At 61.4% G+C, this 15,000-nt stretch carries 14 protein-coding genes; 5 read left to right on the plus strand and 9 right to left on the minus strand.

Going from position 1 to position 15,000, the window contains the following annotated elements; translation table 11 throughout:
* The first annotated feature begins 2 nt into the window (after positions 1-2).
* Positions 3-2,387 (plus strand): xanthine dehydrogenase molybdopterin binding subunit, encoded by a 2,385-nt coding sequence (gene xdhB, locus CRO46_RS13105; RefSeq protein ID WP_097108200.1) that lies wholly within the window; start codon positions 3-5, stop codon positions 2,385-2,387.
* Positions 2,387-3,217, plus strand: coding sequence for a xanthine dehydrogenase accessory protein XdhC (xdhC, locus tag CRO46_RS13110; RefSeq protein WP_097108201.1), 831 nt, complete (start codon positions 2,387-2,389; stop codon positions 3,215-3,217). Before xdhB ends, xdhC begins: the two co-directional genes overlap by 1 nt.
* A gap of 160 nt (positions 3,218-3,377) precedes the next feature.
* On the opposite strand, the gene CRO46_RS13115 is transcribed toward xdhC, so the two are convergent.
* Genes CRO46_RS13115 through ugpB form a run of 4 tightly spaced genes read right to left on the minus strand, consistent with a single transcriptional unit; the run spans position 3,378 to position 7,504 of the window.
* The gene (locus CRO46_RS13115; RefSeq protein ID WP_097108202.1) at positions 3,378-4,400 is read right to left on the minus strand and encodes a sn-glycerol-3-phosphate import ATP-binding protein UgpC; all 1,023 of its coding nucleotides are present in this window, start codon (positions 4,398-4,400) and stop codon (positions 3,378-3,380) included.
* A 6-nt stretch (positions 4,401-4,406) separates the two neighbouring features.
* Positions 4,407-5,243 carry a sn-glycerol-3-phosphate ABC transporter permease UgpE gene (ugpE, locus tag CRO46_RS13120; protein ID WP_097108287.1) on the minus strand — a complete coding sequence of 279 codons (837 nt, stop codon included), beginning with the start codon at positions 5,241-5,243 and terminating at the stop codon, positions 4,407-4,409.
* An 8-nt stretch (positions 5,244-5,251) separates the two neighbouring features.
* Entirely contained in the window at positions 5,252-6,133 is an 882-nt protein-coding gene (gene ugpA, locus CRO46_RS13125; protein WP_097108203.1) for a sn-glycerol-3-phosphate ABC transporter permease UgpA, read from the minus strand.
* A 60-nt stretch (positions 6,134-6,193) separates the two neighbouring features.
* Positions 6,194-7,504, minus strand: coding sequence for a sn-glycerol-3-phosphate ABC transporter substrate-binding protein UgpB (gene ugpB / locus CRO46_RS13130; protein ID WP_097108204.1), 1,311 nt, complete (start codon positions 7,502-7,504; stop codon positions 6,194-6,196).
* 294 nt (positions 7,505-7,798) lie between these two features.
* Between ugpB and CRO46_RS13135 the strand changes: the two genes are divergently transcribed.
* Both CRO46_RS13135 and guaD read left to right on the plus strand, forming a co-directional pair.
* Positions 7,799-9,052, plus strand: coding sequence for a urate hydroxylase PuuD (locus CRO46_RS13135; protein ID WP_097108288.1), 1,254 nt, complete (start codon positions 7,799-7,801; stop codon positions 9,050-9,052).
* On the plus strand, positions 9,049-10,338 hold the full coding sequence (gene guaD / locus CRO46_RS13140) for a guanine deaminase (RefSeq protein WP_097108205.1): 1,290 nt from the start codon (positions 9,049-9,051) through the stop codon (positions 10,336-10,338). Before CRO46_RS13135 ends, guaD begins: the two co-directional genes overlap by 4 nt.
* 226 nt (positions 10,339-10,564) lie before the next feature.
* On the opposite strand, the gene uraH is transcribed toward guaD, so the two are convergent.
* The 5 genes from uraH to CRO46_RS13165 form a co-directional block, all read right to left on the minus strand.
* A complete protein-coding gene (gene uraH, locus CRO46_RS13145; RefSeq protein WP_097108206.1) occupies positions 10,565-10,945 on the minus strand; it encodes a hydroxyisourate hydrolase in 381 nt (126 codons plus the stop codon).
* A gap of 14 nt (positions 10,946-10,959) precedes the next feature.
* Positions 10,960-11,490, minus strand: a complete 531-nt coding sequence (locus CRO46_RS13150; protein ID WP_097108207.1) for an ureidoglycolate lyase — start codon at positions 11,488-11,490, stop codon at positions 10,960-10,962.
* Between the two features lie 3 nt (positions 11,491-11,493).
* The gene (gene uraD, locus CRO46_RS13155) at positions 11,494-11,991 is read right to left on the minus strand and encodes a 2-oxo-4-hydroxy-4-carboxy-5-ureidoimidazoline decarboxylase (protein WP_097108208.1); all 498 of its coding nucleotides are present in this window, start codon (positions 11,989-11,991) and stop codon (positions 11,494-11,496) included.
* Positions 11,988-12,911 carry an allantoinase PuuE gene (gene puuE, locus CRO46_RS13160; protein WP_097108209.1) on the minus strand — a complete coding sequence of 308 codons (924 nt, stop codon included), beginning with the start codon at positions 12,909-12,911 and terminating at the stop codon, positions 11,988-11,990. The genes uraD and puuE overlap by 4 nt, the downstream gene beginning before the upstream one ends.
* Before the next feature lie 135 nt (positions 12,912-13,046).
* The gene (locus CRO46_RS13165) at positions 13,047-14,231 is read right to left on the minus strand and encodes an NAD(P)/FAD-dependent oxidoreductase (RefSeq protein WP_097108210.1); all 1,185 of its coding nucleotides are present in this window, start codon (positions 14,229-14,231) and stop codon (positions 13,047-13,049) included.
* Here CRO46_RS13165 and mnmC2 point away from each other — a divergent pair.
* Positions 14,230-14,991: a tRNA (5-methylaminomethyl-2-thiouridine)(34)-methyltransferase MnmC2 gene (mnmC2, locus tag CRO46_RS13170; protein WP_143439036.1), complete on the plus strand. Its 762-nt coding sequence runs from the start codon at positions 14,230-14,232 to the stop codon at positions 14,989-14,991. The genes CRO46_RS13165 and mnmC2 overlap by 2 nt on opposite strands.
* The last annotated feature ends 9 nt before the right edge of the window (positions 14,992-15,000 follow it).

A 15,000-nucleotide genomic window follows, 5' to 3' on the forward strand; every position in this document is an offset into this window, starting at 1 on the left:
TCATGGACGCAGCAACCCCACGCAGCCGGACCGAAATTACCGGCGGGGCCCACACGCCGCGCAAGCACGATTCCGCCCACAAGCACGTGACCGGCAGCGCCGACTACATTGACGACATGGCCGAACCCGCCGGCACACTGCACGGCTATCTCGGTCTTGCCGAACGGGCGCATGCGCGGATTACCGCAATTGATCTGGATCCGGTCCGCGCCGCTAAGGGGGTGGTGGCAGTGCTTACGGCGGTTGATGTGCCGGGCAGCCTGGATATCTCTTCCAATGGCTCGGGCGACGAGCCGATGTTTGCGACCGAGACCGCGCTGTTTCACGGCCAGCCGGTGTTTGCTGTAGTCGCCGAAACCCGGGAATTGGCCCGCCGCGCCGCCAAGAAGGCGGTGATCAGCTATGAAGACCTGCCGCATGTCACCGATGTGCGCGCCGCGATGGAAGCCGAGTATCCGCTGGTCACCGAGCCGCTGAAGCTTGAGCGCGGCGACATCGAGGCCGGTCTCGCCGCTGCTCCGCGTCGGCTCAAGGGTGAGATGCGAATTGGCGGGCAGGATCATTTCTATCTCGAAGGCCACATCGCCCTCGCCATTCCCGGCGAGGACGACGAGGTCACCGTCTGGTCCTCGACGCAGCACCCGAGCGAGGTGCAGCACATCGTGGCGCATGCGCTGGGCACGGTTTCGAACGCGGTGACCGTGCAGGTACGGCGGATGGGCGGCGGCTTCGGCGGCAAGGAAACCCAGTCGAACCTGTTTGCGGCCATTGCCGCGATTGCCGCCAAGAAGCTCAACCGCGCGGTCAAGATCAGGCCGGACCGCGACGACGACATGATCATCACCGGCAAGCGGCACGACTTCCTCGTGGAATACGATATCGGTTTTGACGACAACGGTGTTATCCATGCTGTGGACGCGAGCTTTGCGGCGCGCTGCGGGTTTTCCTCCGACCTGTCGGGACCGGTCACAGACCGGGCGCTGTTTCACGCCGACAACTGCTATTTCTACAAGGACGTGCGGCTGGTCTCCAAGCCGATGATGACCAACACGGTCTCCAACACCGCGTTCCGCGGTTTCGGCGGACCGCAAGGCATGCTCGGCGGCGAGCGGATGATCGAGGAAATCGCCTATGCGCTGGGGCGTGACCCGCTGGAAATCCGCAAGGCCAATTTCTACGGCCAGGGGGATGATCCCGAAGGCCGCAACCTGACGCCCTACCACCAGAAGGTAGAGGACAACATCATCGGCCGCATCGTCGAGGATCTGGAAGCCTCGTCAGACTATCAGGCGCGCCGGGCCGAAATCATCGAGTTCAATAGAAACAGCCCGGTGATCCGACGCGGCATCGCGCTGACCCCGGTCAAGTTCGGCATCTCGTTTACCGCCACCTGGTTCAACCAGGCCGGTGCGCTGGTGCATGTCTATCAGGACGGTTCGATCCATCTCAATCACGGCGGCACCGAGATGGGCCAGGGATTGAACACCAAGGTGGCGCAGGTGCTGGCCGAGGAGTTCCAGGTCGATCTCGATACCATCCGCATCACTGCGACGACCACTGGCAAGGTGCCCAACACCTCGGCGACCGCTGCGTCTTCCGGCACCGATCTCAACGGCATGGCGGCGGCCAATGCGGCGCAACAAATCAAGACCCGGCTGGTGGCTTTCGCGTCCGAGAAGTTCAACATTCCCGAAGATCAGGTGGCGTTCGAGCCCAATCACGTGCGGGTCGGCAATGAATTGCTGCCGTTCGGTGACTTCATCAAGCTCGCCTACCAGGCACGAATTCAGCTTTCGGCCGCCGGCTTTTACAAGACACCGGACATTCACTGGAACCGCGCCACCGGCAAAGGACGGCCGTTCTACTACTACGCCTATGGCGCGGCGGTGTCGGAAGTCTCTATCGACACGCTGACCGGTGAATACCAGGTCGACCGGGTCGACGTGCTGCATGACGCGGGCAAATCGCTCAATCCGGCGCTGGATATCGGCCAGATCGAAGGCGCTTTCGTGCAGGGCATGGGGTGGCTGACGACGGAAGAGCTGTGGTGGGACGACAAGGGCCGGCTTCGTACCCATGCGCCGTCAACCTACAAGATCCCGCTGGCCTCGGACCGGCCCAAGATCTTCAACGTCAAGCTTGCAGAGTGGGCCGAAAACCGCGAACCGACCATCCGGCGCTCGAAGGCCGTGGGCGAGCCACCCTTCATGTTGCCTATCTCGGTGCTGGAAGCGCTCGGAATGGCCGTCGCTTCGATCGCCGACTACCAGGTTTCGCCGCGTCTTGACGCGCCGGCAACGCCCGAGCGGGTGCTGATGGCGGTGGAACGGCTCAAGGCCATGGTTTCGGAAACCGAGATTTCCGGAGAGGACGGGGCGGACGCCTGATGGCGCGGCTCGAAGCCTTCCGCAGCTTTGCAGCCAACGCCGCGCAGCACGGATTTGTGCTGGTCCGGGTTATCGAGGCCAAGGGCTCGACGCCGCGCAACACCGATGCCTGGATGCTGGTTTCCACAACCTCGTCTTTCGGCACCATTGGCGGCGGCCGGCTGGAACTGGAAGCAATCGAGAAGGCGCGAGAGATTATTGCCGGAGCAAGCGCCGAACCCATGGCGCTGCCGCTGGGTCCGGCAATCGGGCAATGCTGCGGCGGCCATGTGACGCTGTCCTTCGAAGTCATCGCCCCGGCCCGTTTCGGCGAGATCGAGGCCATGGTGGCGGCCGAGGACGCCAGTGACCCCGAGGTCTGGCTGTTCGGCGGCGGTCATGTCGGCCGGGCGCTGACCAACACGCTGCTCTTGCTGCCGGTGAAGGTGCATGTTGTCGAAACGCGGGCCGACGAACTCGGTCTGACACCCGACGGCGCAGCGCGCCATCTGACGGCCCTTCCTGAAAGCCTGGTCCAGAAAATTGCGCCAGGCAGCGCGGCAATCGTTCTGACCCATGATCACGCGCTGGATTTCTTGATCGTTTCGGCAGCTCTCAAGCGTGATGATCTGGCCCAGACCGGCATGATCGGATCGGACACCAAGCGGGCCACGTTCGAGCACCAATTCGTCCGAGAAGGCGGCGACAGGGCGCTGCTTGCAAAGCTCATCTGTCCGATCGGCCGAAAGATCGCCGACAAGCGGCCCGAGGTGATTGCGGCCACGGTGGCGGCGGACATTGTTGCCGCACTGGCCGAGTGGCAGGCCGCCAACCGTCAGGCGTTGTCCTGAAGCACATGCTCTGACGCCCGCCCACCAGTGGCGATGGCTGCGGCATTGGTGTTGCCGCAGGTGAGGTTGTCAGCTTTGTCCACAAAACCTGAACTTACCCGCACCCAGCCCGCATGATGCAAAGCATGCAAGCGGCAGCCGCCGCAGCCGCAGCATGTTTTCAGGTTTCAATTCGGCGTCCTGAGGCGTCGAAGACCAGAATGCGGGCCGGATCGATGGAAAGCCCGATGCGGGTGCCGTCGGCGGGAAGCTCGACCTCTCCGTCGATGCGCACGACAAGCTTGTCCCCCGCAGCGGTGGTGCCGTGAACCAGCGTTTCGGCCCCAAGCGGCTCGCAGAAGGCGACGTCAAGATCGATCAGTCCAGCACCAGGTGCGACGAGATCGATATGCTCGGGCCTGACCCCGATCACCGCGCCGGGATCGAGTGCTCCCCTGCCCGGACGGATATCATGACTGAGCACGTTCATCGGGGGCGAACCGATGAAGCCTGCGACAAAGAGTGTTGCCGGGTTGGCGTAGACATCAAGCGGCGCACCTATCTGCTCGGCCACACCGCCATTCATGACAATCATCCGGTCGGCAAGTGTCATCGCCTCGACCTGATCGTGTGTCACGTACAATGCTGTCACGCCGAGTTTGCGCTGCAGCGCCTTGATCTCGAGCCGCATCTGCACCCTGAGCTTGGCATCGAGATTGGACAGAGGCTCGTCGAACAGGAAAACGGCCGGTTTGCGGACGATGGCGCGGCCCATGGCAACGCGCTGCCGCTGGCCGCCAGAGAGTTGGCGCGGCTTGCGGTCGAGGTAAGGCTCGAGTTCGAGCATGCGGGCAGCTTCAGCCACGCGTGCCTGGATTTCGGCCTTGGGCACATTTGCGATCTTGAGGCCATAGGCCATGTTGTCGAAGACGCTCATATGCGGATAGAGCGCGTAGTTCTGGAACACCATGGCGATGTCGCGCTCGCGCGGTTCGAGCCTGTTGACCACCCGGTCACCGATGTGGATGTCGCCGGAGGTGATGGATTCGAGGCCTGCAACCATGCGCAAGAGCGTGGACTTGCCGCAGCCGGACGGGCCGACGATGACGATGAATTCGCCATCGCTGATCTCGGCGTCGATGCCGTGAATGACTTCGGTCCGGCCGTAGCTTTTTCTGATCGATTCAAGTTTGATTTCAGCCATGGGAATTCATTTCTCGCTTTCGACCAAGCCTTTGACGAAGAGTTTCTGCATGCCGAGCACGACCAGCACCGGCGGCAGCATGGCCAGCATGGCGGTGGCCATGATCACCGGCCATTCGACGGTCTGGTCGCCGGTCGGCAGCATCTGCTTGATGCCCATGACGACGGTGTTCATGGAGGGATCGGTGGTGATCAGCAATGGCCAGAGATACTGGTTCCAGCCATAGATGAAGAGGATGACGAAGAGGGCTGCGATGTTGGTGCGCGACATTGGCAGCAGAATGTCGATGAAGAACCGGATCGGCCCAGCGCCATCGACACGGGCGGCCTCGGTCAGCTCGTCGGGAATGGTCATGAACAATTGGCGGAACAGGAAAGTTGCCGTCGCCGACGCAATCAGCGGCAGGATCAGGCCGGTATAGCTGTTGAGCAGGCCGAGATTGGCCACCACCTCATAGGTCGGCACGATGCGCACCTCGACCGGCAGCATCAGCGTCATGAAGATCAACCAGAAAAACAGCATCCGGAACCGGAACTTGAAATAGACGATGGCATAGGCCGACAACAGTGAGATGATGATCTTGCCAATGGTAATGCCCAGCGCCATCACAAGCGAATTGAACAGCATCTGCCACACCGGGGCCGCACCGCCGGTCAGCAGCGCCTCGAGGTAGTTGTCAAGCAGATGCGGTCCAGGCAGCAGCGGCATCGGCGGGCGAACCAGATCATCCTGTGTCACCGTTGAGGCGACGAAGGCGATCCAGATCGGGAAACAGATCACCGCAATGCCGAAGATCAGTCCGCCATGGGTGAGCCAGGTGCCGAGCCCGCGTTTTTCGACCATGCCGCTCATCAGTAGTGCACCCGTCGTTCAATGAAGCGGAACTGGACCACGGTCAGAACCCCGACCAGTCCGAGAAGTATGACTGACTGGGCAGCCGAAGAGCCCAGATCCTGACCAACGAAGCCATCCGAGAAAACCTTGTAGACCAGAATCGTTGTCGATTGTTCCGGCCCGCCCTTGGTGATGGTGTGGATGACGCCGAAGGTGTCGAAGAAGGCGTAGATGATGTTGACCACCAGCAGGAAGAACGTGGTCGGCGACAATAGGGGAAAGACGATGGTCCAGAACCGGCGCCAGAAGCTGGCGCCGTCGATTGCGGCTGCTTCGATCACACTTTTGGGGATCGCCTGCAGGCCGGCAAGAAAGAACAGGAAATTGTAGCTGATCTGTTTCCAGGCCGAGGCGGCGACAACAAGCGCCATGGCCTGCCCGCCATCGAGCGTGTGATTCCAGGTGTAGCCGAGCTGGGCCAGCATCCAGGCGATGATCCCGGTGAAGGGATTGAACATGAACAGCCAAAGCACACCGGCGATTGCCGGAGCTACGGCATAGGGCCAGATCAGCAGCGTGCGATAGGCGCTCGACCCCTTGATGACACGGTCGGCGAGGACCGCGAGCCAGAGCGCGAACGACATCGCCGAGACCGTCACCAGCACGGAAAAGACGGCGGTGGTGAGAAAGGACTCGCGGTAGTAGCGGTTGCCGAAGAGATACTCGAAATTGCCCAGTCCGACAAACTGGGTCTTGAGCCCGAACGGATCAGGGATGAAGGCGGACTGGTAAATCGCCTGGCCGGCGGGCCAGAAGAAGAACACAAAGGTGACGAGCAATTGCGGCGCGACCAGCAGATAGGGCAGCCAGCGATTGTCGAATACGACACGTTTTTCCATGATTCACCGAGCGGGAAAAAAGCCCGGCGGGACCAGTCAGGCCCCGCCGGATCAGTAATGTTAGCGGTTGGCCTGCTCGAAACGGCGGAGCAATTCGTTGCCGCGTTCGGCAGCGGAATCCAGCGCTTCCTGGGCAGACTTGGAGCCGTTCCAGACACCTTCGAGTTCTTCGTCGATGATGCCGCGGATCTGGTCAAAGCTGCCCAGACGCAGGCCCTTGGAATTGGCGGTCGGCGCCTTGCCGGTCATCTGGATGATGGCAATGTCGGTGCCCGGGTTTTCGTCATAGTAACCCGACGCCTTGGTTTCCTCATAGGCTGCCATGGTGATCGGCAGATAGCCGGTATCCTGGTGCCACTTGGCCTGGATCTCGGAGCTCGAGAGGAAGTTGAAGAAAGCGGCAACGCCCTTGTACTCTTCCTCGGTCTGGCCCTGCATCACCCACAGCGACGCGCCACCGATGATTGTGTTCTGCGGCGCGCCTTCAACACCGCTCCAGTAGGGCAGCGGGCGGATATCGAAGTCGAAAGTGGCTTCGTTCTTCACACCGGCATAGCCTGCCGAAGATTCGGTGAACAGCGCGCACTCACCGGCACGGAACGGTGCACCGCCTTCATTGCGGCGGCCCGAATAGATGAATTTGCCGTCCTTGGCCCACTGTCCGAGCGTATCGATATGTTTGACCTGAACGTCACCATTGAGGCTGAGTTCGGTGTCGACGCCTGCAAAACCGTTCTCCTTGGTGGCGAAGGGAACATTGTGATAGGCGGAGAGGTTCTCGAGGTGAACCCAGCTCTGCCACGCAGTCGTCAGCGGGCACTTGTGGCCCGATTCCTTCAGCGCGTCGAGCGCGGTGCCGACCTTGTCCCAGGTGGACAGATCCATGTCCGGATCGAGACCGGCAGCTTCAAGCGCATCCCTGTTGACGTAAAGGACAGGGGTCGACGAGTTGTAGGGCAGTGACAGCATCTGACCGTCAGTGGTGGTGTAGTACCCGGCGACAGCTGCCAGATAGGCGGACTGGTCGAATGGCAGGCCTGATTCAGCCATGACTTCGTAGACCGGCTTGATGGCGCCCTTGGCTCCCATCATCGTGGCGGTGCCGACTTCAAAAACCTGCAGAATGTCAGGTTGTTCGCCTGCGCGGAACGCGGCGATACCGGCGTTGAGCGTCTCCGAATAATTGCCCTTGTTGGTGGCAACCACGGTGTACTCGTCCTGCGATTCGTTGAACTTGGAAACCTGCTCGTCGAGCAGTTCTCCCAGGCGGCCGGTGAAGGCATGCCAGAAATCGATTTGCGTGGCGGCAGTTGCAGGTGCAACGCCCGCCATGAGTGCGGCGACAACGCCGGCTGCGACGAATTTTTTCATGTAAACTTCCTCCCTTGATGGGAAACGCGTGAAAACGAACGTAACCCGAAAGGGAAACGTAACCCCACGAGGACTACAGCGCAAATGAAATCAGTTTTATGACAGCGATTGTGGAAAACGAAACCGGGAGTGAACCTCTTCGGTTCTGCCAAACAAACGAGCTGATTATCAGGAAAAACCCGCAACTGATTTAAACCGCGCAAAAGCAAACCGGGCTTTTCATTCCGTCCCGCTTTGCGCATCATGTGCACTGCAAAATGAACCGAAGTGCGAGGGGCACCGATGTCCGAATTCCTGTACGAGTACCCGGTCTTGTGGGACTGGATCAGCTTTGCCGTGCGCTGGCTGCATGTGATCACGGCGATCGCCTGGATCGGATCATCGTTCTATTTCATCGCGCTGGATCTGGGGCTGGTGCAGCGGCCCGGCCTGCCCGAAGGGGCTTACGGCGAAGAATGGCAGGTCCATGGCGGCGGATTCTATCATATCCAGAAATACCTGGTGGCGCCGCCAAACCTGCCCGAGCACCTGACCTGGTTCAAATGGGAGAGCTATGTCACCTGGCTGTCAGGCTTTGCCCTGTTGTGCGTTGTTTACTACGCCGGTGCCGAGCTCTACCTGATCGATGTCAACGTGCTCGATGTCTCGGCGCCTGTAGCAATCGGCATTTCCGTAGCATCCATCGTTTTTGGCTGGGTCATCTATGACCTTCTGTGCAAGTCGCCGATCGGGCAGAACACCACGGGGTTGATGCTGGTGCTGTTTGCCGTGCTGGTGGCAATGGCATGGGGTTATACCCAGGTGTTCACAGGCCGGGCAGCGCTTCTGCACCTAGGCGCGTTTACCGCGACCATCATGAGCGCCAACGTGGCAATGATCATCATACCGAACCAGAAGGTGGTGGTGGCCGACCTCAAGGCCGGGCGGACACCGGATCCGAAATATGGCCGCATCGCCAAGCAGCGCTCGCTGCACAACAACTATCTCACCCTGCCGGTGATTTTCCTGATGCTGTCGAACCATTATCCGCTGGCGTTTGCCACCCAGTGGAACTGGCTGATCGCGGCTCTGGTGTTCCTGATGGGGGTCACCATCCGCCACTGGTTCAACACCGTACATGCACGCAAGGGCAAGCCGCACTGGACCTGGGCGGCGACCGTGGCGCTGTTTCTTGCCGTGATCTGGCTGTCGAGCCTGCCGCGAACCGATGAAGTCATCGAGGAGGCCTCGCTGGCGCCGGTGCATCAGCGGTTTGTCGACAATGCGCATTTTGAGGCCGTGAGCGAAACAATCATGGGCCGCTGCTCAATGTGTCATGCGGCGGAGCCGTTCTGGGATGGCATCGCACACGCCCCCAAGGACGTGAAGCTGGAGACGGAAGCCGATATCGCCCGCCACGCGCGCGACATCTACCTGCAAGCCGGGCGAAGCCACGCGATGCCGCCCGGCAACATTACCTATGTCGAGCCGGAAGAGCGGGCGCTTTTCGTCGCCTGGTACGAATCCGCGGTCGCCGGCGGGACCAAAGCTGACGAGGCAGGGCAATGACAGCAAGGCTGCTGCGCGGCCGTACGCTGAGTTTCAAGTCCCGCCCGCAAGCGCGTGACGATCATGCAAGCTATATCTACGAAGAAGACGGCGCGCTGCTGATCGAGAACGGGCGGATTACCGCAGCCGGGTCCTATGCCAATGTCAACACCAAGGCGCCCATCGGCACCGAGGTTATCGATCACCGCCCCTACCTGCTGATGGCCGGCTTCATTGACCCCCACATCCATTTCCCGCAGATGCAGGTGACAGCAAGCTACGCTGCCAATCTGCTCGAATGGCTCAACACCTACACCTTCGTCGAAGAACAGCGTTTTGCCGACGCCTCGCATTCCGCTCGCTTTGCCATGCTGTTCTTTGACGAGCTGTTGCGGCACGGCACAACGACTGCTGCCGCCTATTGTTCGGTTCACAAGGGATCGGCCGACGCCTTTTTCGCCGAGGCCCAGCGCCGCAACCTGCTGATGGTCGGCGGCAAGGTGATGATGGACCGCAACGCGCCCGAGGCGCTGACCGACACGGCGCAATCAGGTTACGACGACACCAGGGCGGTGATCGAGGCCTGGCACGGCAAGGGCCGCAATCACGTGGCAATCACACCCCGGTTCGCGATCACCTCGACGCCTGAGCAGCTGGAAGCGGCAGGCACCCTGGCGCGCGAGAATCCCGAGCTTCTGATCCAGACCCACCTGTCGGAAAACAATGCCGAGATTGCCTATACGCTGGAACTTTACCCGGAGGCCAAGGACTACACCGACATCTATGCCCGCTATGGCCTGTTGACGCGCAAGATGCTGCTCGGCCACGCCATCCACCTCGCCGACCGTGAGATGGAGGCCATTGCCGAGGCCGGCTCCGTGGCCGTGCACTGCCCGACTTCGAACCTGTTCCTGGGCTCCGGCCTGTTCGATCTCAAGCGGATCAGGGAACATGGGGTGCGCATGGCGATCGCCACCGATATCGGCGGCGGATCGAGCTACTCGCTGCTGCGGACGCTTGACGAAGCCTACAAGATACAGCAGTTGCGCGGCAACCGCTTGGCGCCGATCGAAAGCTACTGGCAAGCCACACGCGGCAATGCAGAAGCCTTGGGACTCGTCGAGCGGATTGGAACACTGGAGCCGGGAAGCGACGCGGACATCATCGTTCTCGACGCGTGCGCCACACCCGCCATGAAGATCCGGATGGAAACCGTTCAGACGCTGGAAGAAGAACTCTTCCTGATGCAAACAATGGGTGACGACCGCTCGGTCCGGGCGGTCTATGTTGCTGGCGAAGCGGTTTAGGCGTTCTTGGGGAAGCGGGTCGGGATCTTGTCCCCTGCGCTGTCACAAATCCGTCTTAACCATTCGTTAACGATCTTCATGCAAGCTGTGTATCAGCAGCGGTTCTTTTGGGGATCGTTAATAAGGTCGCGTGAGCACGGATGTACTGCCACGCGGCTTTTGCTTTTTCCGGGCCTTTTCCCCACCGCTCCAACCATGACACTGCTGCCAGTGAGGCCTGCCGGCCTCAGCTTCCGCGATAGGTCGAGTAGCCGTAAGCCGAGATCAGCAGCGGGACATGGTAATGCGCAGCCGTGTCGGCAATGCCGAAGCGGATCGGAATCACGTCGAGAAAGGCCGGATCGGGCAGCGTCTCGCCGGTCGAGCGCAGATAATCGCCGGCATGGAATTTCAGCTCGTAGACACCAGCTTCAAGCTCTGTACCCGACAGCAGCGGACCATCGACCCGTCCATCTGAGTTGGTGCTGACAGTCTTGACCAGGTGATGCTCTTGTCCCTCGATGCGGGTGAGCTCGATGGCCAGCCCGGCTGCAGGCCTGCCGCGCGCGGTATCGAGCACATGGGTGGTCAGGCGTCCGGTTTCGGTAGCAAGTGGCTGGGCGGACATTGGCATCTCCTTGTTCAGTGTACGGACGTTTGGTGGGCCGGCGGTGAATCGGCCGGATCGGCGATCAAATAGGGTGTGTCGTAGTCAGCTTCTTCAAGGTTGATGCCGCCGCCTTCGCGGTCCATCACCATAAAATCACTGACCTGGCCGACGGCAATCAGCGGGTGATGCCAGACATTGCGGTCATATTGCAGCCCGACATGTCCGGGCACCAGAAATGCGCGTGGTTCACCCGGGCGGCCACGGTCATCGGGCGCCACCACGGCAATCCAGTCGCCCTGGGTGACCGGAAAGAACGCCTGGCTGCCCAGCGGATGGCGCTCCATCATGTCGACGGTGTAGGGAAACTGACGCGGCTGGCCGCGAAACAGCGACAGGATGGTGTGCCCGCCTTCGGCCCCGGTATCGGCCATGGCCAGCGCGTGAAACCGCTCGGTGGTGCCGCCATTGATCATGCGCAATTCAGCCGCAGCGGCGTCCATGACGGCGCCAAACGGAGCAAAGGCTTCGGCGGTCAGCGCTTCAAGCTTCAACATGGCAGTCATTGTTCAGCCTTCCGGGAGAAGCGCATGGATGCGGAAACCGGCGATCTTCTCGACTTCGGCACAGGCAGTCGCGAATTCAGTCTCCGTATCATTTTCGACGCGGGTCTCGAAGGCCGCCAGAATGCTGTTCTTGTCGTGCCCCTTGACTGCAATGATGAAGGGAAAACCGAAATCGGCCATGTAGCGGCTGTTGAGCTTGGTGAAACGGGCGTGCTCATCGGCGCTGAGACGGTCAAGACCGGCACCGGCCTGCTCGGATTTCGATTCTTCGGTCAGGCCTCCGGCGATCGCCAGCTTACCGGCAAGATCGGGGTGGGCGCGCAGAACGCCCATGCGCTCGTCGGAACTGGCCGCGCGAAACTCCGCGCACAAGGCTTCATGAACGGGACCGGCGTGGAGCGGGGTGACAATCCGGCCATTGTCCCAGGCGCGCTCTGCGATCCAGGAGGAATGCTCGAACACGCCACCAAACCGGGTGACAAACTCATCGCGATTGCTCATGTCTTGTTCTCCGGATGATGGTGGCGGTGCCAGTGATTTGCGATGTCGATGCGGCGCGTCACCCAGGCCTTGTCGTGAGTGGCGACATAGTCGAGGAACCTCGCCAGCGCCGCCGCACGGCCGGGACGTCCAACCAGGCGGCAATGCAGGCCGATCGACATCATCTTCGGGCTTCCGGCGGCACCCTCGGCCATCAGCACGTCGAATGTGTCCTTGAGATAGGTGAAGAACTGGTCGCCTGAATTGAAGCCCTGCGGCGTGGCAAAGCGCATGTCGTTGGCGTCCAGCGTGTAGGGAACGATCAGATGCGGCCCCTTGGGCCCCTCGACCCAAAAAGGCAGCTCATCGGCATAGGAATCGGCCGAATAGACAAATCCGCCCTCCTCCATCACCAGCTTCAAGGTGTTGACGGAAGGCTTGCCCTGGTAGATGCCGAGCGGACGCGACCCTGTCACTTCGGTGTGAATGCGGACGCAGTCGGCGATGTGACGGCGCTCTTCCTCCTCGGAGAAGTCCTTGTATTCGAGCCAGCGCAGTCCGTGACTGGCGATCTCCCAGCCGGCTTCGTTCATGGCCGCGACGGCTTCGGGATTGCGCTGCATCGCAAGGGCGACACCATAGACCGTGACCGGCATGTTGCGCTCGGTGAACAGGCGCCAGAGCCGCCAGAAGCCGGAGCGCGATCCGTACTCGTAAAGCGATTCCATGTTCAGGTTGCGCTGACCGGGCCAGGGCTGCGCCCCGACGATTTCCGACAGCAGGCTTTCGGACGCCGGATCGCCATCAAGAATGCAGCTTTCACCGCCCTCCTCATAATTGACCACGAACTGCACCGCGCAATGGGCACCCGATGGCCATTGCGGGTCTGGCGGGTTGCGGCCATAGCCGATCAGGTCGCGGGGATATGGTGTCGTGTTCATTGCTCGGTCCGTGATGATTTCGGCGCAAACGGTAGCAGCACCGCCTCAAAAGTCGAGGCCCCGACTTTGAAGAAAAACCGCAAGCTGTTGCGGCATTTCTTGCCGGTCAGACGGCCCTCCGCGCACCTTCCAGTTCTATTGAAGCGTCTGGTTCTTGGCGGCCTTGGCCAGGTGATAGGCGACGGAAAAGCTCTGCGGGGCCTTCGGGTCGTCACCCCCGGTAATTCCGGCAACGAGGCAGTCGGCCATGCGATGGGCGATGCCGAAACTTATCTTGAAACCGCCGGCCATTGCCAGTACGCCCGGTGCGCCGGGAACGGGCCCCAGCATGGGATCGCGCCCGATCGCTCGGGGGCGCACCCCGGCCCAGCGGCGAATGACCGGAGCTTCCTTGATAAGCGGGCAGAGCTTGCGGGCGCGCTTGAGGATCTGGTCGAGCTTGTCGTCGGTGGCTGCCGGGTCATCAAACGTGTTCTCGCTGGTCGACCCGACGGCAACGTGACCGTTTTCATGGGCAATGACATACACGCCGTCATCGTAAACCAGCGGCAGATCCGGCGGCGCCTTGGCGTCGAGGAGCGCCGCCTGGCCCTTGACGCCGCTGCCAATTGCGTTGAGCGGCATCCCTGTCAGACGCGCAATCTGGGAAAAGGCGTCGACCCCGCTGGCAATCGCAACGTGACCAAACCCGATCCGGGCGCCGTCCGACAGGGTTGCCCGTTTCGACTGCGGATTGATATCGATGACAGACGTTCCCAAACGCAGATCGAAGTTTGGCTTCAGGGCGAGGCTGTGCAGCAAGGCAGCAAGCAGCCCCGGAGGCGAAACCCGTGCCGAAAGCGTCTCATGCACAATGCCCTGCGGTGCGCGTAGAATATTGGGCCAGTCACTACGGGCCGGCGTGTGGTGCACCTCATAGCGGAAGCGCCCACCCCAGTTGGTTCGGGCATCGGCCACACGATCCAGGGCGGTGAAACGCCCGCGCTCACTGAGCAGCGGCAGGATGCGGCCCACGCGGCGATAGGCGCAATATTCGCCAGTCTCGGATTCCAGTTGCCGGATTTCTGTTTCGAGATCGACCAGGGCGCGGAACTGGAAATCCTTCTTTTCGTTCCAGCGCTCGGGGCTGTGGGGCATCAGCGCGCCGAGAAATCCGCCACTGGCACCTCCACCGGGATTACCGCGCTCCACCAAAGTCACCGACAGGCCGGCACGTGCCGCCTTGACCGCCAGCCACAGCCCGGCCACCCCGGCCCCGGCAATCAACAGATCGGGTGCTGCTTGACCGGTGTGCGATGCGCCGTTATCGGCAACAGTCATGATTGATCCCCCTGATCCCGATGCAAAGCACGCAGCGCAGCAGGCCGCACTGTCCTGGCACGAGGGCGATATGCCTTATTCAGAGGAATTTGGCGACTTTTATTATTCCAGGGCCGATGGCCGCGCGGAATGCCGCCACGTCTTCCTCGCTGCAAACGGGCTGCCTGACCGCTTTGCCGTAAGACCGAACTTCGTCATCGCCGAGCTGGGATTTGGCACCGGGCTCAACTTCATAGAGACCTGGTCGGCTTGGGAGACCACCGCGCCAAAGGGCGCGCGGCTCGACTTTCACTCGTTCGAACTGCGGTTGCTCAGCCGGGAGAATATCGAGCGGGCGCTCTCGGCCTGGCCGGATCTCGCCAGCAAGGCGCGCGAGCTGACCTCCCGGTGGCCGGACAAGCCGGCAGGCGATGTCAAAATCGATTTCGCAGGCCAGGACAAATCCATCCGGCTGCACGTCCATTCAGGTCTGGCGCTGGCGCGGTTGAATGCGGCGGCATTTGCCGCCGATGCGTGGTTTCTCGATGGTTTTTCGCCGGCCCGCAATCCCGGAATGTGGTCAGCTGAGCTGATGCGTGCTGTCGCAGATCATACGGTCGATGGCGGAACATTTGCCACCTATTCAGCCGCCGGCTGGGTGCGGCGCAACCTTCAGGCGGCGGGATTTCGCGTGGAGAAGCGTCCCGGGCATAGCGGCAAGCGCGACATGAGCGCGGGTGTGCTCGTGAATGCACTGCAAATGCCAGAGACCCTGGGCTGAACCGGCAGG

It is taken from the genome of Parahoeflea halophila, from assembly GCF_900220985.1.
In the GTDB taxonomy this organism is placed as follows: Bacteria; Pseudomonadota; Alphaproteobacteria; order Rhizobiales; family Rhizobiaceae; genus Hoeflea; species Hoeflea halophila.

What these genes read in the sequence shown, in the direction of transcription:
- ugpE (WP_097108287.1), bottom strand. Translation starts at nt 5,243, where the DNA reads ATGGTCGAAAAACGCGGGCTCGGCACCTGGCTCACCCATGGCGGACTG.
- CRO46_RS13165 (WP_097108210.1), bottom strand. Translation starts at nt 14,231, where the DNA reads ATGACTGTTGCCGATAACGGCGCATCGCACACCGGTCAAGCAGCACCC.
- mnmC2 (WP_143439036.1), top strand. Translation starts at nt 14,230, where the DNA reads ATGATTGATCCCCCTGATCCCGATGCAAAGCACGCAGCGCAGCAGGCC.
- puuE (WP_097108209.1), bottom strand. Translation starts at nt 12,911, where the DNA reads ATGAACACGACACCATATCCCCGCGACCTGATCGGCTATGGCCGCAAC.
- ugpB (WP_097108204.1), bottom strand. Translation starts at nt 7,504, where the DNA reads ATGAAAAAATTCGTCGCAGCCGGCGTTGTCGCCGCACTCATGGCGGGC.
- CRO46_RS13150 (WP_097108207.1), bottom strand. Translation starts at nt 11,490, where the DNA reads ATGACTGCCATGTTGAAGCTTGAAGCGCTGACCGCCGAAGCCTTTGCT.
- xdhC (WP_097108201.1), top strand. Translation starts at nt 2,387, where the DNA reads ATGGCGCGGCTCGAAGCCTTCCGCAGCTTTGCAGCCAACGCCGCGCAG.
- xdhB (WP_097108200.1), top strand. Translation starts at nt 3, where the DNA reads ATGGACGCAGCAACCCCACGCAGCCGGACCGAAATTACCGGCGGGGCC.
- uraD (WP_097108208.1), bottom strand. Translation starts at nt 11,991, where the DNA reads ATGAGCAATCGCGATGAGTTTGTCACCCGGTTTGGTGGCGTGTTCGAG.
- guaD (WP_097108205.1), top strand. Translation starts at nt 9,049, where the DNA reads ATGACAGCAAGGCTGCTGCGCGGCCGTACGCTGAGTTTCAAGTCCCGC.
- uraH (WP_097108206.1), bottom strand. Translation starts at nt 10,945, where the DNA reads ATGTCCGCCCAGCCACTTGCTACCGAAACCGGACGCCTGACCACCCAT.
- CRO46_RS13115 (WP_097108202.1), bottom strand. Translation starts at nt 4,400, where the DNA reads ATGGCTGAAATCAAACTTGAATCGATCAGAAAAAGCTACGGCCGGACC.
- ugpA (WP_097108203.1), bottom strand. Translation starts at nt 6,133, where the DNA reads ATGGAAAAACGTGTCGTATTCGACAATCGCTGGCTGCCCTATCTGCTG.